Annotated in this window: 19 protein-coding genes and 1 riboswitch; of the genes, 5 read left to right on the top strand and 14 right to left on the bottom strand. The window is 66.0% G+C overall.

Translation table 11 applies throughout. From position 1 onward, the window contains the following. Nucleotides 1-9: 9 nt before the first annotated feature. Entirely contained in the window at nucleotides 10-1,074 is a 1,065-nt protein-coding gene (locus IB236_RS08415) for a CDP-6-deoxy-delta-3,4-glucoseen reductase (RefSeq protein WP_192420073.1), read from the bottom strand. A 48-nt stretch (nucleotides 1,075-1,122) separates the two neighbouring features. Here IB236_RS08415 and IB236_RS08410 point away from each other — a divergent pair, with 48 nt between their 5' ends. After that, nucleotides 1,123-2,067 (top strand): SDR family oxidoreductase, encoded by a 945-nt coding sequence (locus tag IB236_RS08410; RefSeq protein ID WP_192420071.1) that lies wholly within the window; start codon nucleotides 1,123-1,125, stop codon nucleotides 2,065-2,067. Nucleotides 2,068-2,117: 50 nt separating this feature from the next. Here IB236_RS08410 and IB236_RS08405 read toward each other — a convergent pair whose 3' ends face one another. From IB236_RS08405 to IB236_RS08375, 7 genes are all read right to left on the bottom strand, one after another. After that, entirely contained in the window at nucleotides 2,118-2,777 is a 660-nt protein-coding gene (locus IB236_RS08405; RefSeq protein ID WP_192420069.1) for a DUF4124 domain-containing protein, read from the bottom strand. A gap of 44 nt (nucleotides 2,778-2,821) precedes the next feature. Further along, nucleotides 2,822-3,373 carry a hypothetical protein gene (locus IB236_RS08400; protein ID WP_056066726.1) on the bottom strand — a complete coding sequence of 184 codons (552 nt, stop codon included), beginning with the start codon at nucleotides 3,371-3,373 and terminating at the stop codon, nucleotides 2,822-2,824. 339 nt (nucleotides 3,374-3,712) lie between these two features. Continuing rightward, nucleotides 3,713-4,672 carry a chemotaxis protein gene (locus IB236_RS08395; RefSeq protein ID WP_015015359.1) on the bottom strand — a complete coding sequence of 320 codons (960 nt, stop codon included), beginning with the start codon at nucleotides 4,670-4,672 and terminating at the stop codon, nucleotides 3,713-3,715. 139 nt (nucleotides 4,673-4,811) lie between these two features. After that, nucleotides 4,812-5,114 (bottom strand): antibiotic biosynthesis monooxygenase, encoded by a 303-nt coding sequence (locus IB236_RS08390; RefSeq protein WP_192420066.1) that lies wholly within the window; start codon nucleotides 5,112-5,114, stop codon nucleotides 4,812-4,814. 33 nt (nucleotides 5,115-5,147) lie between these two features. Continuing rightward, nucleotides 5,148-6,026 (bottom strand): LysR family transcriptional regulator, encoded by an 879-nt coding sequence (locus tag IB236_RS08385; RefSeq protein ID WP_192420064.1) that lies wholly within the window; start codon nucleotides 6,024-6,026, stop codon nucleotides 5,148-5,150. 29 nt (nucleotides 6,027-6,055) lie between these two features. Further along, nucleotides 6,056-6,460: a hypothetical protein gene (locus tag IB236_RS08380; RefSeq protein ID WP_192420062.1), complete on the bottom strand. Its 405-nt coding sequence runs from the start codon at nucleotides 6,458-6,460 to the stop codon at nucleotides 6,056-6,058. Between the two features lie 261 nt (nucleotides 6,461-6,721). After that, a complete protein-coding gene (locus IB236_RS08375) occupies nucleotides 6,722-7,624 on the bottom strand; it encodes a LysR family transcriptional regulator (RefSeq protein WP_192420060.1) in 903 nt (300 codons plus the stop codon). A 113-nt stretch (nucleotides 7,625-7,737) separates the two neighbouring features. Between IB236_RS08375 and IB236_RS08370 the strand changes: the two genes are divergently transcribed. Continuing rightward, nucleotides 7,738-8,379: an NAD(P)-dependent oxidoreductase gene (locus IB236_RS08370; protein WP_192420058.1), complete on the top strand. Its 642-nt coding sequence runs from the start codon at nucleotides 7,738-7,740 to the stop codon at nucleotides 8,377-8,379. A 92-nt stretch (nucleotides 8,380-8,471) separates the two neighbouring features. Here the strand turns inward: IB236_RS08370 and IB236_RS08365 are convergent, their stop codons facing one another. The 5 genes from IB236_RS08365 to IB236_RS08345 form a co-directional block, all read right to left on the bottom strand. Continuing rightward, nucleotides 8,472-9,752 carry a TRAP transporter large permease subunit gene (locus IB236_RS08365; protein WP_192420056.1) on the bottom strand — a complete coding sequence of 427 codons (1,281 nt, stop codon included), beginning with the start codon at nucleotides 9,750-9,752 and terminating at the stop codon, nucleotides 8,472-8,474. 33 nt (nucleotides 9,753-9,785) lie between these two features. After that, nucleotides 9,786-10,355 carry a TRAP transporter small permease gene (locus IB236_RS08360; protein ID WP_108498345.1) on the bottom strand — a complete coding sequence of 190 codons (570 nt, stop codon included), beginning with the start codon at nucleotides 10,353-10,355 and terminating at the stop codon, nucleotides 9,786-9,788. Between the two features lie 26 nt (nucleotides 10,356-10,381). Beyond that, nucleotides 10,382-11,611 carry a fumarylacetoacetate hydrolase family protein gene (locus IB236_RS08355; protein ID WP_192420054.1) on the bottom strand — a complete coding sequence of 410 codons (1,230 nt, stop codon included), beginning with the start codon at nucleotides 11,609-11,611 and terminating at the stop codon, nucleotides 10,382-10,384. A gap of 52 nt (nucleotides 11,612-11,663) precedes the next feature. Beyond that, entirely contained in the window at nucleotides 11,664-13,445 is a 1,782-nt protein-coding gene (locus IB236_RS08350) for an IlvD/Edd family dehydratase (RefSeq protein WP_192420052.1), read from the bottom strand. Nucleotides 13,446-13,515: 70 nt separating this feature from the next. Beyond that, nucleotides 13,516-14,535, bottom strand: a complete 1,020-nt coding sequence (locus IB236_RS08345) for a TRAP transporter substrate-binding protein (RefSeq protein WP_192420050.1) — start codon at nucleotides 14,533-14,535, stop codon at nucleotides 13,516-13,518. Between the two features lie 154 nt (nucleotides 14,536-14,689). On the opposite strand from IB236_RS08345, the gene IB236_RS08340 reads away from it, so the two are divergent. The 3 genes from IB236_RS08340 to IB236_RS08330 all read left to right on the top strand — a co-directional run bounded on the left by IB236_RS08340 (nucleotide 14,690) and on the right by IB236_RS08330 (nucleotide 17,271). Then, the gene (locus IB236_RS08340; RefSeq protein ID WP_056066760.1) at nucleotides 14,690-15,664 is read left to right on the top strand and encodes a LysR family transcriptional regulator; all 975 of its coding nucleotides are present in this window, start codon (nucleotides 14,690-14,692) and stop codon (nucleotides 15,662-15,664) included. A gap of 115 nt (nucleotides 15,665-15,779) precedes the next feature. Then, nucleotides 15,780-16,265 (top strand): hypothetical protein, encoded by a 486-nt coding sequence (locus IB236_RS08335; protein WP_192420048.1) that lies wholly within the window; start codon nucleotides 15,780-15,782, stop codon nucleotides 16,263-16,265. 137 nt (nucleotides 16,266-16,402) lie between these two features. Continuing rightward, nucleotides 16,403-16,572, top strand: a riboswitch (FMN riboswitch). A gap of 150 nt (nucleotides 16,573-16,722) precedes the next feature. Continuing rightward, nucleotides 16,723-17,271: a 6,7-dimethyl-8-ribityllumazine synthase gene (locus IB236_RS08330; RefSeq protein WP_146869557.1), complete on the top strand. Its 549-nt coding sequence runs from the start codon at nucleotides 16,723-16,725 to the stop codon at nucleotides 17,269-17,271. A gap of 89 nt (nucleotides 17,272-17,360) precedes the next feature. On the opposite strand, the gene IB236_RS08325 is transcribed toward IB236_RS08330, so the two are convergent. Further along, the gene (locus tag IB236_RS08325; RefSeq protein ID WP_225581032.1) at nucleotides 17,361-18,962 is read right to left on the bottom strand and encodes a methyl-accepting chemotaxis protein; all 1,602 of its coding nucleotides are present in this window, start codon (nucleotides 18,960-18,962) and stop codon (nucleotides 17,361-17,363) included. Nucleotides 18,963-19,195: the final 233 nt, after the last annotated feature.

Below are 19,195 nucleotides of genomic sequence, written 5' to 3'. Positions count from 1 at the left end.
GGGGGCGTGTCAGCCGCCGTGTTTGTCGGCTTCCGACGTGAATGCGTCGGCAAAAAACTCTTCCGGCGGAAGGCCGCGCTGGGCGCTGTAGGCGTCACGGGCGGACTCGACCACGATGGGCGCGCCACACGCATAGACCTGGTGACCTGAGAGATCCGCAAAGTCGTCCAGCACCGCCTGGTGCACAAAGCCTGTGCGGCCAGTCCAGCCGTCCTCGGGCAGTGCGTTGGAAATGACCGGAACGTAGCGCATCCACGGCAATTCGGCCACGCGGGCCTGCACCCAGTCGGCCAGGTACAGATCGCCAGGGCGACGGCCGCCCCAGTACAACACGGTGGGGCGGCTGATGCCCTTGAACTGCAGGTGCTCGATCAGCGCCTTGATGGGGGCAAATCCGGTGCCGGATGCCAGCAGCACGATGGGCTTGTCGGAGTCTTCGCGCAGGAAGAAGCTGCCGAACGGGCCTTCGACACGCAGGATTTCCTTCTCTTTCATCGCCCCAAACACATGGTCGGTGAACTTGCCGCCGGCCATGTGTCGAATGTGCAGCTCCACACCCGGCGCCTCTGCCTGGGTGTGCGGCGCATTGGCCATCGAGTAAGCGCGTCGGGCGCCGTCGCGCAGGATGAACTCGATGTATTGGCCCGCGTGGTATCGGAAGGTGTCTGCGGCAGGCAGCTGCAGGCGCACCTGCATCACGTCGTCTGATTTCTTTTCGAGCGAGGCCACGCGCACTGGCATCTTCTTGACGGGGTAGGCGCTTTCGTCGGTGACCTGGCGCGATTCCAGCACCACGTCGGACAGCGGCTGGGCGCAGCAGGTCAGGACCAGACCCGCAGCCTCTTCATCGGCCGTCAGGGCCTTGGACTGGTGGGCGCTGTGCTGCACGGTGCCGCTGAGTTTTTTGCACTTGCACGAGCCACACGCGCCGTCCTTGCAGCCATAGGGCAGGCCCACGCCACTGCGGATGGCGGCGGCCAGGATGGCTTCGCCCGCATTGGCACTGAAAGCGCGGCCACTGGGCTGCACGGTGATCTGAAACGCTGCGGTGGTGGCAGCCTCGGCGCTGGTCATGTGTGGGTATCCTTGGAGTCGTCTCTAGCTAAGCAAACGGACCCGATTTTGCCCTCAAACCAGAACCCCCTCGGCGCGCTGCCAGCGCGCTTTCGTCGCGAACGCCTGCTCATCGTGGGCTGTGGTGATGTAGGTCAACGGGTGCTGCGCCATCTGCAGACGGGCCCCGGGGCCGGGCGCATGCAGGTGTTGGCACTGACCTCCAGCGCTGGGCGGGTGGCGGAGCTGCGGGCACAAGGGGCCCGGCCTCTGGTGGGCAATCTGGACGATGCAGGCACCTTGCGCAGGCTGTCCGGCCTGGCGACGCGGGTACTGCATCTGGCGCCCCCGCCGGGGGAGGGCGCAGGGGGCGATGCCTGGTGGCGTGACCCCCGTACCGTGGCGCTGACCCGCGCGCTGCGGCTGCGCACCTTGCCAATGTCGTTGGCCTACGCGTCCACCAGCGGTGTGTATGGCGACTGCCAGGGGGCCCTGGTGCCAGAGACCCGGGCCGTGGCCCCCGGCACACCTCGCGCCCAGCGCCGTGTGAATGCCGAGCGCGCCGTGCGCCACCTGGGCCGTGCCGGCGTGCGGGCCACCGTGTTGCGCATTCCGGGCATCTACGCCCCCGACCGCGAGGGCGGTACGCCTGAGGCCCGCTTGGGCCGGGGCACGCCTGTGCTGGTGGCCGAGGACGATGTGTTCACCAACCACATCCATGCCGAAGACCTGGCGCGCGCCTGCATGGCGGCCGTGTGGAAGGGGCGCCCGCAGCGCGCCTACAACGTGAGCGACTCCACCCACATGAAGATGGGCGACTACTTTGACATGGCGGCTGATCTGTATGGCCTGCCTCGCCCGCCGCGCGTGCCTCGCAGCACGGCGCAAGAGCAGCTGTCGCTGATGCTGCTGAGTTTCATGAGCGAATCGCGCCGGCTGGACAACCAGCGCATGCTGCGCGAGCTGGGTCTGCGGTTGCGCTACCCCAGTGTGGTCGAGGGGTTGCGAGCCTGAGAGGCTGGAGAAATCCGCACTCTCCTCACCTTGCCCACATGGGCGACCGATCAGCGGGGGTAGCTATTGCCCTGGGCGTCGTAGCAGCGGAACACGTTGCACTGCGTGAATTTTTTGGGGGTGGGCGTCGGCGGTTGCACCGGCGTAGGCCGCACCGGGTAATGCGGTGGGGGCACGACGACTACCGGCGTCGTGGTGTTAGTTGACCGGGGGCGGGACTTCTCCACCTCCGCATAGCCCTGAGGGCCCAGGCAGTCCAGGTCGACCTGCCGCTGCGCCGCCTCCACCCGCAGGTTTTGTTCGTAGCCGCCGCCGGTGACGCTGCTCAACACCACATCCAGGTTGCGCCGTGAACGGGCGCACTCCGGGGAGCGCGCGTAGTCTGTGGTTTTGGCAGGAGCGGTCTGGTCGCGTTGTGTATTGCGCCGTGATTCGGTCTCGGCGGCGGTCGCCTCGGCCTGCAAGCGCTGCTGTTTGCGCGCCAGCGCCTCGGCGGCTTCTTCGCGCTCCTGCTGGATCTCCTGCGGAGTTTTGCGGGCCTCCACCTCACGCACCGTGGTGCCGCTAGCGCATTTGCCGTCGGTGTAGGTGACCTTGCCCGTGGCAGCGTCGGTGCAGCGCACCACCTGCGCCTGGGCACCCAATGGAGGTAGCGCGCCCAGAAAGACCACGCACAGGCCAGCGATGAGGGTATGGGTACGTGGTTTCATGGTGGCTGGAGAGTTGTAGGGGTAGCGGGGTCAGCGCCAGGCCATCACGGCTTGTCCGGGCTGTTGGACTGCTGGCGCGAGCGCCAGTCGTAAGGACTCGGGGTGTAGCTGTCGGGTGCCAGGCGGCCGGGGCGGTTTTCGCGGTTGCGGCGGTCTTCGGCAGCGCGGCGATCCCGTTCGGCCTGCTCCCGGCGGGCCTGGTCCTGTTCTCGGGCTCGGCGATCCAGTTCACGGGCCTGCTGGTCGCGGCGTTCGCGTTCGCGGGCTGCCCGGTCGCGCTCAGCGCGGTCACGGTCACGCTCTCTTTCGCGCCAGTCATTGCGGTTACGGTCGTTGTCCCACCGGTTGTCGTCGCGGTCACGTCCGCCGTAGTAGATGGCGGGCGGTGGCGGCGGGGCCGAATAGATCACGCCAGGCGCACGGTACACAGGCGGCGCCTGGTACACCGGCGGCGGGGCACTGTAGATGTAGCCTGGCTGTTCGTACACCGGGTAGCGCGGAGAGTCGTAATAAGGGTCGCCCGGCACGGTGGCACACCCCGTCACCAGGGCCCCCAGGACCGTGGCGGAAAGAATGCGGGTGATGGTGTAGGTCATGGTGATCAGACTCCGGCTTGGTGGGCGCGTTCCGCCTTGTCCGTAAAGCCCATGAAAAGCGCTCCGGTGGAGCGTTACAAATTTCAGGGGTCTGGCACAGGGGGCCAATCACTTTAGCGCGCGGGGACGGCTTTTGGTTGACTCGGCGCATGCACAGGTGCCGATGGAGGCTGTAACAACCCGTGAATATGGGGCACGCCTGCTGCTTGATATCGTCAAAAATGATAGCTATCAGAGTACGTTTTACGAACGCAATCAACTGATTCAACCAAAAAATCGGACCCGCAAAAAACAAACGGCCCCGCAAGGCCGTTGTGTTCCAGCGGATAGGGCGCCGGTTTACTTGGGCAGTACGCGGCGGATGGTCTCCGCCAGGTCTTCCGCCACAAACTTGGCCACATAGCCATCGGCCCCAACGCTGCGCACATGGTCTTCGTTGGCCGAGCCCGACAGCGAGGAATGGATGACCACCGGCAGCCCATGAAAGCGGGCGTCCTGCTTGATGTTGCGCGTCAGCGTGAAGCCGTCCATCTCCGGCATTTCCAGGTCGGTCAGCACCATGGCCACGCGGTCAAGCACCGTCTTGCCCTCGGCCTCGGCACTTTTGGCGATGGCATTGAGCCGGTCCCAGGCCTCCTTGCCGGATTTCACCATTTCATATGGCGCGTTGAGCACCTTGAGTTCTTGCTCGATGAGCGAGCGGGCCACGAACGAGTCGTCCGCCGCCAGGATGATGCAACCAGGCTTGAGCTTGAGCTTGGCTCCCACCTTTTCCTCTGTGACCTCGTGACCGTCAGAGGGCGAGATCATCTGCAGGATGGCTTCCACGTCCAGTACCTGCGCGAGGCGGGACTCATCGGTGTTGCCGTCCAGACGGGCAATGCTGGTCACCAGCTTGCCAGCAGCGCCGCTGGTTTCAGCCGACAGCACCTGTTTCCAGTCCAGGCGCACGATGTCTTCCACCGACTCGACTGCAAACGCCTGGGTGGTGCGTGCGTACTCTGTCACCAGCATGATGTTCAGGCCCGTCTGTGGCTTGCAACCCACGATGGAGGGCAGGTCCAGCACCGGAATCACCTGTCCGCGCAGGTTGACCACCCCGAGCGAATGGGCCGTGGTGCCCGCAATCGGTGTGATGCTGGGCATGGCCACGATCTCGCGGATCTTGAAGACATTGATACCGAACAGCTCGGACTTGCCCAAGGCGCTGTCGATGCCCAGGCGAAACAGCAGCAGCTCGAACTTGTTGGTGCTGGTGAGGTTGGTCCGCTCGTCGATGTCCTGCTGGATGGCTTTCATGTTGGATCCTTCGCGCGGTAATGAAGATACGAAGATACGCGCTTTTACAAATTCTAGGACCCAAACGGCACGCGCAGTGCGCTAAATCTTCAGGCAATACCCGAATAGTGCGCTGCAGCATCCGCGCGTGGCGGCGCCGTCACACCCTGTACGGCGTGACCGGCTCAAAGTGCACAACGGTGGGGAACAGATCGTAAAAATGGTGCAGCAGCCGTTTCCACTCCTGGTATTGGGCGGACTGGCGGAAACCCACCTCGTGGTCGGCCAGGGTGGCCCAGCGCACCAGCAGTACATAGTCCTGTGGTCGCTCCATGCAATGCCCCAGCTCATGGGACAGGTAGCCAGGCATGCAGGCAATGATGCGCTGCGCCTGGGCAAACGCCTGTTCAAACGCGCTGTTCTGGCCGGGGCGGATGGTGAGGTGGGCAATTTCTAGAATCATGGGGGTGGCCTGAGGGGTGGATGGGGCAGGGGATCAGACCACATTGCTGCGCTGCGTGGGCTCGGGCTGGGCTGCGGTGGCCTTCATGCCGTCCGCCAGGCGGTGCAGCAGACCGAGCAGGGGCGCGTCCGACGCGTCGCAGGCCAGGCCGATGTGGCGCGAGAAGGCCAGGGGCCCGTCCAGCGGGCGGGTGAGCGCGCGGCGCGCCTGGGCTGCATGCGACTGCGGCACCACGGCCAAGCCCATGCCCGCGTCCACCATGTGCAGCAGCAGCTCCTCGCGCGCAGCACTGGCCTGCACCTGCAGCGCAATCCCCCGCTCGGCCAGCAGACGGATGAAGGACTGGTGCAGCGGGCAATAGGGCCACTCGATGAGGGGCAGGTTTTCAATGTCTGCCAGGCCAAAGCGCTTCTTGAAGCGCAGCGGGTGCTGCTCGGGCACCAGCATCACATAGGGCTCGTGCCACAGCGGCACAAAGGTGTCGCCCGGCGGCTTGCAGTGCTCGGCCACCATGCGCAGCCGCGCCTCTTGCGCGCTGGCGGTGAGCCGCACCATGGTGTGGGGCAGCTCCTGCGCGATGTGTGCGAACAGGGGCGTGGCCTGCTGCACCATCAGGTCGTCCTGCAGGAAGATGCCCAGCGTTTCACGTGGTGCATCGCGAAAGTCGCGCACCATGGCGCTGGACTGGGCCAGCAGGCTGCAGGCGCGGGGGTACAGCCGGTGCGCGGCGGGCGTAGGCGCCAGGCCCTGGCGGCTGCGCTCGAAAAGGGTGGTTTCGAGCGCATCCTCCAGCCCCTTGATGGCCATGCTGATGGACGGCTGCGCCACAAAGCAGCGGCGCGAGGCGGCCGTGACCGAGCGCTCTTCATAGGCCGCTACAAAGTAGCCCAGGGCGCGCAGGTCAAACAGCATGGTGGCGGAGCCTTTCTTGGATCAGGTTGTCAGACCGGGGTGATGGTGGTGACGGTCTCGCGGAAATAGTCCACCTGGCCGTTCTGCGAATGGCTGGTGATCCAGGTCACGGATTCCACCTCGCGCTGTTGTACCGCATAAAAGAAGCGCTGGTGAAAGTGCGTGAGCACCCAGTCATTGCCCAGCGGCTGGCTGTGGGTGTGCAGGATCTTCGTGCCGCGCGGGAACACATCTACCCCCAGGCGCTGCACCACGGCCATCGCCTCGGCCTTGTTGCGGGCGATTTGCCAACGGGTATCTGCGTCATCGCGGTAATGGTCAATGCGGAAGTCCACATCGTCGGCAATCGTGGCCAGCAGTGTGGGCACGTCCTGCTGCTCGAAGGCGGTCAGCACGCGGTCGATGGGGAAGGTCAGTGGCGGGTGGGTCGTCATGTCGGGTCTCCGGTGGGTGGTGGGGTCAATCCATCAATCAAACCCTGGCCAGGGAGCCGCAACTGTAGGCAGAGCACGGCACCCACACAACGATGGAATTTGTGGGTCCGTGCGATAAAAAATCGATGGGTGCCGACGAGCAAGGCTCGGAGCGGCTCACAAAACTCAGCGTAGCGGTTCTGGCTAGGCGCTGCGTCGCAGGCATTGCGAGCAGTACGACAAGACGCGGCAACGACGCCAGAAGCGTTTTGTTGGCCGCTCTCAGTCCGAAATCCCGGGCACCTGCCGCAGGTAGGCATGCAGTGCCGCAATCGACTGGCGCACCTTGGCGGGCTGGGCATCGCGTTGGGGCGTGACGGCCCAGATGTCCAGCGTGCCAAACGACCAGTCGGGCAGCAGGCGCACCAGCCGCCCGGCCTGCAGTGCTTCGTGCGAGTCCATGCTGCCCACCAGCGCCAGGCCCAGCCCGGCCTCGCACATCTGCTGGATCGAGAGCTGGTTGTTGCTGGCAATGCGCGGCTCCACCCGCAGTGCGCGCGGCTCGCCGCTGGGACTGCGCAGGTCGATGAGCAACCCGCCCCCCTCGCGCGCGAAGCCCAGCCAGCTATGGGACAGCAGCGCATCCGGGTGCTGGGGCACGCCGTGTGCGGCCACCCATTCGGGTGATGCGCACAGGTACCAACTCATGCCCCCCAGGCGCCGGGCCGCCCAGGTCGAATCCGCCAGGCGCCCGTAACGCACGGCCAGGTCGATGCGTGCGTTGATGAGGTCGATGGTGGAGTCGTCCACCAGCAGCCGCAGGCGCAGCGCCGGGTGCGCGGCCAGCAGTTCACCCAGGGCGGGTGCGATGTGCCGCGCAAAACCCACGGTGGCCGACATCCGCAATTCGCCACTGGGCGCATCGCGGGAGGCTGCCAGCTCGGCGCGCGCTTGCTCTGCCGCTGCCCACATGGCAGCGCAGCGCGCGTGGTAACGCTGGCCCGCCTCGGTGAGCGCCAGCTTGCGCGTGGAGCGGTGCAACAGCGTCACACCGCCTTCGCTTTCGAGCTTGCGCACCGGCTGGCTCACCGCCGAAGTGCTCATGCCCAGGGCGCGCGCGGCGCCGCTCATCGAGCCGTGCTGCACCACGGCGGCGAAAACAGCCATGCGTTTGAGGTCTTCCATGCGTTCAATTGTGAAGTACAGCTTCAAAGACAAGGCGGTTTTAGCCATCTACCGCCTGTTTTGACAAGCTCCTATTCTCACTACATCACAACTTTGACCCCAAGGACATCGATATGAACATCGCCCTGATTGGCGCCACCGGCTTTGTCGGCTCGGCCGTGCTGAACGAACTGCTGCAACGCGGCCACCGTGTGACCGTGCTGGCCCGCAACCCGGCAAAGCTCACGGCCCACGAAGGTCTGACCGTGGTCGCCGCAGACGCGCAGGACGCCACCCAGGTGGCCCAGGCTGTTGCGGGCCACGACGCGGTGGTGAGCGCCTACAACCCCGGCTGGACCGTGCCCGATATCCACGACCAGTTCCTCAAGGGCACCCGCGCCACCATCGACGGCACCAAGCAGGCCGGCGTGCGTCGCTTTCTGATGGTGGGCGGCGCAGGCAGCCTGTTTGTGGCACCCGGCCTGCAGCTGGTGGACACGCCCCAGTTCCCCGCCGAATGGAAGCAGGGCGCCCTGGCCGCCCGAGAGGCGCTGAACTGGATCCGCACCGAAAACACGCTGGACTGGACCTTTCTCTCTCCCCCCATCCTGCTGCAGCCCGGCGAGCGCACCGGCCAGTACCGCCTGGGCGACGAGGCGCCGCTGATGAACGGCGACCAGCCCGGCAGCATCAGCGTGGCCGACCTGGCGGTGGCGATGGCCGACGAACTGGAGACGCCACGCCATGTGCAAAAGCGGTTCACGGTGGCCAACTGAACAGCGCTTAGGAGTGAGTAACTCCTGATTTGATAGCTGCAAGCGCAATATCCACTGGCGCTTGCGGCACTTTTTGCTTCAAAAACGCAGGTTCATCCCGCAAACCACCGCATCGGCACCAGCACGAGGGACGGGAACAGCACCATCAGGAACATCACCGCAAACTGCGCCACCATGAACGGAATGACACCCCGCGTCACGTCATCCATGCGCATCTTGCCCACGCCCGCCACCACGTTCAGCACCGTCCCCACGGGCGGGGTGATGAGCCCGATGGCGTTGTTGATGATGAACAGCACGCCGAAGTAGACCGGGTCGATGCCTGCCGCCTTCACCACCGGCATCAGCACGGGCGTGAGGATGAGGATGGTGGGCGTCATGTCCATGGCGGTGCCCACGGCCATCACCAGCACCATGATGGCGATGAGCAGCAGCGTGGGGTGTTCCATCAAGGGCTTGAGCAGGCTCACCAGCTGACGCGGGATATCCGCCACGGTGATGAGCCAGGCGCTGACCATGGCGGCCGCCACCAGGAACATGATCACGGCGGTGGTCTTGGCGGCGCTGATGAATACATCGGTCAGTTGGCGCCAGTGCAGCTCGCGGTAGACCAGCGTGGCCACCAGCAGGGCGTACACGGCAGCGACGGCCGCCGCCTCGGTGGGGGTGAACACGCCCATCTTCAAGCCCACGATCACGATCACCGGCAGGAACAGTGCCCAGGTCGATTCCCTGAGCGCCTGCAGCTTTTCGGCGGTGGACGCCTTGGGCGGTGGGGTGACGTTTTCGCGCTGCGAGACCCAGTACCAGGTGATGGCAATCGCTACTCCCATCAGCAGCCCCGGCACGATGCCGGCCAGGAACAGCTTGCTGATCGACACGTTGGCCGCCACGCCAAACACCACGAAACCGATGGAGGGCGGAATGACCGGCGCGATGATGCCCGCTGAAGCGATGAGCCCGCCCGCTCGTGCCTTGTCGTGCCCGGCTTTCACCATCATGGGCAGCAGCAGGGCTGCCAGTGCCGCCGTGTCGGCCACGGCGGAGCCCGACAGCGCCGCCAGCATGCAGGCCGCCAGGATGGCAACGAACCCCAGCCCGCCCCGCTTGTGCCCCACCAGCGTGAGCGCGAGCTTGACGATGCGCTGCGACAGCCCACCCACGTTCATGATCTCGCCCGCCAGCATGAAGAAGGGCACGGCCAGCAGCGGAAAACTGTCCGCGCCGTTGATCACGTTCTGCGCCAGGATCTGCGCGTCGAACAGGTCCAGGTGCCACATCAGGGCCGCGCCAGACACGAGCAGCGCGTAGGCAATCGGCACGCCGATGGCCATGGCGGCCAGCAGGGAGCCGAGGAAGATAAAAACGGTCATGAAAGAGCGCTCCAGGTCATTGCGGTGTGGGGTTCACTGGCGTGAAGCCGTGGGCGCGGGGGCTGTGTGCGGCAACTGGCTGCCCACGGCGGCCAGTTCTTCGGATTCGGCGATGTGCAGCAGCTCGTTGTCGGGCATCTGCCCCGACACAATCCGCCACAGGTCCAGCGCCAGCAGCAGCCCCGCCGCCACGGCAAACACCACACCCGACGCATAGAAGATGGCCATGGATGCACCGGTGACCGGCGCATCCACATCCCAGTTGATGCGCGCCTGTGCCAGCGCGCCGCTGAAAAGCAGCCAGGTGCACCAGATCATCAGCGCGTAGCTGATGGCGAGGCAGATGCGCTGGCCCAGCGGCGGCAGGCGCGCCAGCAGAAAGTCCGTGCCCAGGTGGCCCCGCTCGCGCACCGCCACGATGGCGCCCAGGAAGGTGATCCACACGAACAGCCAGCGCGAGACCTCCTCGCTGATGGCGATGCCGGAGTTGAACGCGTAGCGCAGCACCACGTTGCCAAACACCATCACCACCATCACGGCCAGCGCCAGGGCAATGAGCAGGTTGATCCAGCGGCAGCAGCGGTCGATGAAGGCATTGAGCATGGGGTTGTCTCCTGTTTTCTTTTGACTCAAAGCGGTGTGCCCTGCAGCAGCCCGCGCTGCGCCAGGTTGGCCATGAAGGCGCGCAGGCCAAAGCGCCAGGGCGGCGCGGCCTCGCTGTGCGCCACGCGGTTGTGCAGCCCACCCAGCCAGGCACTCTGGATGGACACCAGGTCGCCCAGGTGGTGGGTGAAGCCGCCGCCCGGCTGGTCACGGTCTTCGATGGGGGCAAACAGCGTGCCCATGAACAGCACGAACCCATCCGGGTACTGGTGTGCAGCCAGGGTCTGCGCCACCAGGTCGGTGGGGTCGCGGCTGATGCTGGCCATGGTGTTGATGCCGCGCAGCTCAAAGCCGTCCGCGCCCGCCACACGCAGGTGCACCGTCTCATTGCGCACCTGTTCCAGCCCGAAGCTGGCGTCGAACAGGCGGATGAAGGGTCCTAAAGCGCATGAAGCGTTGTTGTCCTTGGCCTTACCCAGCAGCAGGGCGCTGCGGCCCTCGATGTCGCGCAGGTTCACGTCGTTGCCCAGCGTGGCGCCCACGATCTGGCCCCGGCTGTTCACCGCCAGCACCACCTCGGGTTCGGGGTTGTTCCAGGCCGAGTCGGAGCGGATGCCGATGTCGTCGCCGCAGCCCACCGAGGCCAGCACCGGCGCCTTGGTGAACACCTCGGCATCGGGGCCAATGCCCACCTCCAGGTACTGCGACCACAGGCCTTTGTCTTGCAACAGCGCTTTCAGGCGCATGGCCTCGGGCGAGCCCGGGCGAATGTCCGCCAGGTTCTGGCCGATGAGGCCGATGACCTGGCTGCGCAGGCCCTGCGCGCGGGTGGCGTCGCCGCGTGCCTGCTCTTCGATCACGCGCTCGATGAGGCTGGCCGCAAACGTCACGCCCGCCGCCTTGACCACCTGCAGGTCGCACGGGGCAAGCAGCCAGGGGCGGCTGGCGTCACGCGTGCCGGGCAGGCTGTTGGCCAGCAGGTCTTCCACGCTGCACAGGTACTGGCCGGTGGCGCTGCGCACAGCCTCTGCCGGTGCCAGGGAGTCGAGCAGCGTGCTCATGGTGGGGTAGTGCGCGCTGAGGTCAAACACACCTTCGGGCCGCAGCGCCACCACGGCCGGGCCGGGAACGGCGCCTTGGGGTGCCCACACACGGCCCACCAGCGTGCCTTGCAGGCCGTCGTCGGGAAGCACTTGCAATGCGGCCTGGGGCGCACGGGCCCGTTCGGCAACTGCCGCTGCCGTCATGTTGTTCATGGAGAGTCCTTCGAAAAAGTCCGGGAAGGCGCCAGTGGCCTACCGTTCGTTGTCAGTGGTTGTGGCGTGGAGTCTTTTCGGAGATGCGCTGAAATTCCAGCGCAAAGTCCAGCGTGGCGCCATCGGCCAGTTGCCCCGTTTTCTCGCGGTACAGCGCCTCCCACGGCGACTGGCTCGCGGGCACGGGTGGGGCGGGCAGGTCGCGTTGTCGGCGCGCGATTTCCTCGGGGGCGACCAGTGCATCGCAGCGACCGGTGTTCAGGTCGATGCGGATGGTGTCGCCGCTTTGCAGCCAGGACAGGCCCCCGCCCACGGCGCTCTCGGGCGATGCGTTGAGGATGGAAGGGCTGTCTGCCGTGCCCGACTGGCGTCCGTCGCCCAGCGTGGGCAATGTGTTGATGCCGCGCCGGATCAGCGCGTCGGGCGGCTGCATGTTCACCACTTCGGCCGAGCCCGGCCAGCCGATGGGGCCCGCGCCGCGCATCACCAGGATGCAGCCTTCGTCGATGTTCAGTGCCGGGTCGTTGATGCGGGCGTGGTAGTCGTCCGCACCCTCAAACACCACGGCGCGGGCTTCAAAGATGCCTTCCGCGCCCGGCTGGCTGAGGTAGCGCTGGCGAAAGGCTTCGGAGATCACCGAGGTCTTCATGATCCCGAAGTCGAACAGGTTGCCGCTGAGCACCATGAACCCCGCCTTGTGCATGAGCGGGTTGCTGAAGGGGCGGATCACCTCACGGTCACGGGTCTCGCGGCCTTGCAGGTTCTCGCCCACCGTCTTGCCAGTCACGCTGGCGCAATCGGCATGCAGCTTGCCCGCCTGCTGCAGCTCCCACATCAGCGCGGGCACACCGCCTGCGCGGAAGAAGCGCTCACCCAGAAACTGGCCCGCAGGCTGCATGTTCAGCAGCAGGGGCAGGTCGTAGGCGTGGTTGGTCCAGTCTTGCGCGTCCAGCTGCACGCCCGCGTGGCGCGCCATCGCCATGATGTGCACCTGCGCGTTGCTGCTGCCGCCCGCCACGCTCACCACTGACAGCGCGTTCAGAAAGCTCTCGCGCGTCAGGATGCGCGAGGGGCGCAGGTCTTCATACGCCATTTCCACGATGCGCCGCCCGGTCTCATAGGCCATCTGGCCGCGCTCGCGGTAGGGCGCTGGAATGGCCGCGCAGCCCGGCAGCGACAGGCCCAGCGCCTCGGCCACGGCGTTCATGGTCGATGCCGTGCCCATGGTGTTGCAGTGCCCGGCAGAGGGCGCGCTGTTGCAGGCGCGCTGCAAGAATTCTTCCTCGTCAATCTCGCCCGCCGCGAGCTGGCGGCGGCTGCGCCAGATCACGGTGCCCGAGCCCACCAGCTGCCCTTCGTGCCAGCCGTCCAGCATCGGCCCGCCCGAGAGCACGATGGCCGGGATGTCCACCGTGGACGCGGCCATGATGCCTGCCGGTGTGGTCTTGTCGCAGCCCGTGGTCAGCACCACGGCATCGATGGGGTAGCCGTACAGGATCTCCACCAGCCCCAGATAGGCCAGGTTGCGGTCCAGCGCGGCGGTGGGGCGGCGGCAGTTTTCAAAGATGGGGTGGACGGGGAACTCCATCGGGATGCCACCCGCATCGCGGATGCCGTCGCGCACGCGGCGCGCCAGGTCCAGGTGGATGCGGTTGCAGGGCGACAGGTCGCTGCCCGTCTGCGCAATGCCGATGATGGGCCGGCCCGAGCGCAACTCTTCGGGTGTGAGCCCGTAGTTCATGAACCGCTCCAGGTACAGCGCGGTCATGTCCGAGCGCTCGGGCGCGGCAAACCATTCGCGGGAGCGGAAGGGGCGGCGGGGTGTTTGGGTCATGGGGTCGGGGCGTTGCAAAAGAGGGGCTGGACGCAGCCGGAAGCTGCGCCCTGGGGAACGAACCAAGCGCTTACTTGCTGCCCCGTGCCTTGGCCAGCTCGCCCATCATTTCATTGGTGGTTTCTTCACCAAACTCCTTGCCGTACTTGGCCAGCACGGGCTGCAGCTTGGTGCGCAGCTTGGCTTGTTCGGCAGCGGGCAGCTCGGTGATCTGCATGCCGGCCTTCTTCAGCTCGCCCAGGGCGGTTTCGCTGAAGGCGCGGATGGTCTTGCGCTCAAACAGCGTGGCTTCCCGCGCTGCCTCCTGCACGATCTTGCGTTCGTCGGCCGAGAGGCCGTCCCAGGTTTTCTTGGAGATGAGCAGCACCCAGGCGCTGTACATGTGGCGCGACAGCACCAGGTGCTTTTGCACTTCATAGAACTTGCTGGCCAGGATAGTGGCGGGCGGGTTTTCCTGGCCGTCCACGGCCTTTTGTTCCATGGCCGTGTACAACTCGGTGAACGGCATGGGCGTGGCGTTGGTGCCCAGCGCGTTGAAGGTGTCGAGGAACAAAGGGCTCTGGATCACGCGCAGCTTCAGGCCCGCCAGATCGTCGGCCGTGTTGATGGGTCGGCGCGAGTTGGTCACATGGCGGAAGCCGTTTTCCCAGAAGCCCAGGCCGATCAGGCCCTTGTCGGGCAGCATGGCCAGCAGCTTCTGGCCGAAGGGGCCGTCGAGCAAGGCGTCGGCTTCTGCCTCTGTATTGAAGGTGAGCGGCAGGTTCAGCACGCCAAAGGGCTTGATCAGCGACATCAGCGTGGACGAGTCCGGAATCGTCATCTCCAGCGTGCCGCCGCGCAGGGCCGAGGTCATGCTCACGTCGTTGCCCAGGGCGCCGCTGGCGAACAGCTTGGCGTTCATCTTGCCGCCGCTCTTGGCCTGCAGGCGCTCGGCAAAGTGGCGCACGGCCTGGGCCTGCGGGTGGTCGTCGCTCAGGCCAATGCCGACCTTGAAGGTGTGTTCCTTGACTTGGGCCGAGACGGGGGCGGCGAGGGCGGCCAGCAGCGCGGCGGCAAGCGCCAAGGATTTAGCGAGGGAATGGAATTGCATGGTGTCTTGTCTCCGTTGGAATGGCGGGACCCCGCTGGCGAGGCCGTCGGCGTATGCAGCTTTTTGGCAAGCCGTCATGAACGCAAGGCGAAGGGTAGGTTTCGCGCCCCGGCCGGTCCACTGAATGTTTTGCGACAATCCATTCCAAACGCTTATGAGTCCAGACGAATTTCCGGGTAAACCCTTGTCTTTGGCGCAGGCCTGCGCGCGGCTGCGCTTTCGGCATTTGCAGTTTCTGGACATCCTGGGCCGTACGCGCAACCTGCGGCTCACGGCCGAGCAGATGCATGTCACGCAGCCTGCGGCGACCAAGATCCTCATGGACATCGAGGAGATCCTGGAGGCGCGCTTGTTCGACCGCCTTTCGCGCGGCATGCGGCCCAACGAGCTGGGGCTTTTTACGCTGCGCTACGCCAGCGCGGCGCTCGATGGGCAGCGCAAGTTTGTCGACGAGTTCAACGCCCTCAAGCAGGGCGGCCATGGCCATGTGACGGTGGGGGCGATCACCGGCTCGGCCGCGCATGTGCTGGTGGCCTCGGTGGTGGAGATCCACCGCCTGCGGCCCCTCTTGGTCATCAAGATCCTGGAGCAGAGCAGCGACCAGCTCATCGCCTGGCTGGCCGAGCGCAAGATCGACCTGATGATCGGCCGCTTCACCACCGAGGACCAGCGCAGCCAATTCCACTACGAGCACCTGTCCGCCGAGCCGCTGCATGTGGTGGGCGGACAGCACCACCCGCTGCGCGGCGCCACCGACCTGTCGCTGACCGAGCTGGCGCACTGGCCTTGGATTCTGTACCCCGCCTCCACGGCGGTGCGCAAGGTGTCGGACGACTTGTTTGGTGGCGCGGGCCTGGCGCTCACGGCGGGGGTGGTGGAGACGCCGTCCTTCTTGTTTGCGCTGGAGCTGATGAACACCACCCACATGATGTCGCTGCAGCCCGCTGCGCTGATCCAGAAATATGTGGACCGGGGCCTGCTCTCGCGCATCCCCGTCGAGCTGCCCAACCGCATGCCCAGCTATGGCCTCATCACCCGCCTGGGCGAGCCGCCCACACCCTCGGCACAGGCCTTTATCGACGTGTTGCGCGACACGGCGGGTGTGGCGCCGGACGTTGTGGGGGAGTGACCAGGCCCGCGCTATGCCTGGCCTCTTTCGATAACCAATGGTTATTGGAAATTGGGGCGGCAAAGCCCTGCCGTTATGCTCTGCGCCCTTTCCCGCAATCCAGGCCTTTTGCTCCATGACCGACGCATCCGACACGCCCGACACCATCCAAGAACCCCGCTGCTGGAGCGATGGGCGCTGGACGGCGCAGGTCATCAAGAACGAAGACGACGACGGCTGGGCTGTGTCCATGACGCTGAAGGGCGAGGCCGAGCCCGCACTGGTGGGCCCCTGGACCATGGGACGCGACAAGAAGAACCCCAAGCCGCTCGATGTGTCGGCCTTCCACACCCTGGTCAAGACCGCCAGCGAAGTGGTGCGCCGCCACGAGCAGCAGTTGCATGCGCAGCTGAACAAGAGCGTGCACATCACCACCGCAGACGGCCAGCGCCTGCGCGTGGCGCTGGCCATCGTGCCCGATGAGGAAGGCGCCACGGCCACGCTGAGCGCAGAGGACGAGCTGGGTGAGGAACTGGCGCGTGCGTCCGCGCCGCCCACCTTCAAGCTCACGCCCGCCAGCGCAGCGGGCTGGGCCGAAGGCGGGTTTCAGCGCGTGCGCTGAGCAGACTTCGGCATTCAATACAGCCCACAGCCGCAGAAACCGGCACTGCCAGTGCAGGCAATCGCCTGCGCGACGGCGTACTGCGTGCCCGCCGCCTAAAATCCCACCCGTCGGCCCCGGATGACCTTCGGGGCCGACAGCGTTCTCAGGGCGGGGCGGAATTCCCCACCGGCGGTATTTGTTGGCTGAAAAGCCCGCAAGAGCCCGCGAGCGCCTGCGGTGCCGTTCTTCGGATCGGCCTGCAGGGTCAGCAGATCTGGTGCGAAACCAGAGCCGACGGTCACAGTCCGGATGAAAGAGATCGCGAAACCCACAGCTCCCGCCATGGGTGGCTGGGCCCTCGGCGTTTGCCTGCGTGCTTTGTTGCGCGCTGGCAGGGCGCAGGGCCTGCGCCGCCCTGTGCAGGCGCCGTGTTCGCGCGCGCCCTGATTCTGGTATGACCTGTTTTGAGGAACCCATGAATCAGTCTTCTTCACCTTCCATTTCCCCCCTGGCTCCCGTCGCTGCCCACCGTGGCGCCCGCGTGGCCATCATCAGTGCCAGTTGGCACCAGGACATCGTGCACCAGGCCCGCGACGCGGCCCTGGCCGAGTTCGACCGCCACGGCCTGCCCCCCGCGCAGGTGGCGCTGTTCGATGTGCCCGGCGCGTTCGAGATTCCGCTGCTGGCACGCAAGCTCGCGCGCAGCGGGCGCTACGACGCCATCGTGGCCTGTGCGCTGGTGGTCAACGGCGGCATCTACCGCCACGAGTTCGTCACCACCGCCGTCATCGACGGCCTGATGCGCGTGCAGCTCGACACCGAGGTGCCCGTGATGTCGGCCGTGCTCACGCCGCGCGACTTCCACGACCACGAGGACCATGTGCGCTTCTTCCGCGAGCATTTTGTGAAGAAGGGCACCGAGGTGGCCCAGGCCTGCCTGCAGACCATGGCCTACCTGCGCAAGCTGGCCTCGCCCACGCTGGCCACCGTGCAGCAGGCAACCCCTGCGCTGGCTGAAGCCTGAGAAGACGCCAGTTGCTACCATTTATGTAGCTGTTGGCGCATGATGCACTAGCGCTTCAAGCCGATTAGGCTTGAAATGGCTGCTCCGCTTCAGCCTGCGGCCAACCGGGGCTGGTGGTGGCCCGGTGCGGGCATGCTGGCCTGCCCGGGGGTGTTGGCGTCGGTGTCTGCCAGCCGGAACACCGCCACTGCCTGCACCAGCTGCTGCGCCTGCACCTTGAGGCTGTCAGCGGCGGCGGCGCTCTGTTCGACCAGCGCTGCGTTCTGCTGCGTGGCCTGGTCCATTTCGGTGATGGCGTCCCCTACCTGGGCGACTCCCGCGCTTTGCTCGCTGCTGGCAGCGCTGATCTCGCCCACGATATCGGTCACGCGGCGGATGGCGCTCACCACCTGGTTCATCGTGGCGCCCGCCTTGTCCACCAGCGTGGTGCCCAGTTCCACGCGCTCCACGCTGGCGTGGATCAGGGTCTTGATCTCCTTGGCGGCCTCGGCACTGCGCTGCGCGAGGCTGCGCACCTCACCGGCCACCACGGCAAAGCCCCGGCCTTGTTCACCGGCACGGGCCGCTTCCACGGCGGCGTTCAGCGCCAGGATGTTGGTCTGGAACGCGATGCCATCGATCACGCTGATGATGTCGGCGATCTTGCGGCTGCTGTCGTTGATGCCCTTCATGGTCGTCACCACCTCGGCCACCACATCACCGCCCTGCACGGCCACGGTGCTGGCGCTCACAGCCAACTGGTTGGCGGTGCGCGCGTTCTCGGCGTTGGCCTGCACGGTGGAGCTGAGTTCTTCCATCGATGCCGATGTTTGCTCCAGCGCGCTGGCCTGCTGTTCGGTGCGGGCGCTCAGGTCGTTGTTGCCCTGCGCGATCTCGGTGCTGGCGGCGGCCACGCTGTCGGCGTTGTTGCGCACATTGCTTACCACCTGCGACAGGCTGATCTGCATGTCGTGCAAGGCATTGAGCAGCAGTGCGATCTCGTCCTTGCCCTGCACGTGCCGCGCCACCGTCAGGTCGCCGCTGGCCACGGCCTGCGACACGCGCACCGCGTTGTCCAGCGGGTTCACCACGGTGCGGCTGAAGGCAATGGCGCCTGCTATGCCCAGCGCGCACACCACCAGCATCACCACCAGGCTGATGGTGGTGGCCCGCTGCGCAGTGGCGGCGGCACGTTCGGCCACGGCGCTGCTGGCCTTGGCGATCAGCTCGCCGGCCTGGTCCAGCAGTTGTGAGGGCTCGCGGTCCATGCCCGCCACGGCCTTGTCGCCCGCTTGCGGGTCGTGGTCGGCCGCCTTGAAGGCTTCAAACCCCTTGCGGTAGGCGGTGCCCATGCGTTCGTGGGCCTGGGCAAACTGCAACACGCGTTCGCGGCCCTCCCCCGGGGGCAGGGCGGCCACGAGCTTTTGCGCCTCGTCCTTGATGGCCTGTTCCTGCTTTTCAAACGCGGCCCAGTAGCGCGTGAGCTGGGCCGGGTCCTTGCCACGCAGCAGCACGTTTTTCCACTCCTGCACCTGCACCTTGAAGTTGTTGAGCATGCCCGCCGCCATGCGCTCGTGCTCGAAGCTCTGGGCCACGGTGGTCTGGTAGGTGTCGAGCGCCTGGTTCAGGCGGCTGATGCCAAACAGGGCCGCTGCAAACAGCAATAGCAGCGACACGGTGAATGCCAGGGGGAGCTTGAGGCTGAGCTTCATGAGGAACTCCTTGAGGGTCCAGAAACGCCGCAGTGCTGGGCCATGGGCCCAGCACCCTGGTCCAGCGGCGCGCCGTGCGCGGGGCCGCAGACAGGGTGTCTTTGGGATTATGGAGACGGATGTAATTTTTTGTACATGTCTTTTTTGCCGTGGGGCCGAGGCAAGCGGGCTCCGTCAGTCGCTCGCTTTGTCATCCGATGGACAGCGGATAGCGGATAGCGCGAGCCAGATAA

The sequence above is a fragment of the Acidovorax sp. ACV02 genome (assembly GCF_014851475.1).
Taxonomy (GTDB): domain Bacteria; phylum Pseudomonadota; class Gammaproteobacteria; order Burkholderiales; family Burkholderiaceae_C; genus Acidovorax; species Acidovorax delafieldii.
The sequence above is the reverse complement of the archived record's forward strand: the minus strand, read 5'-3'. Positions and strand labels throughout refer to the sequence as shown.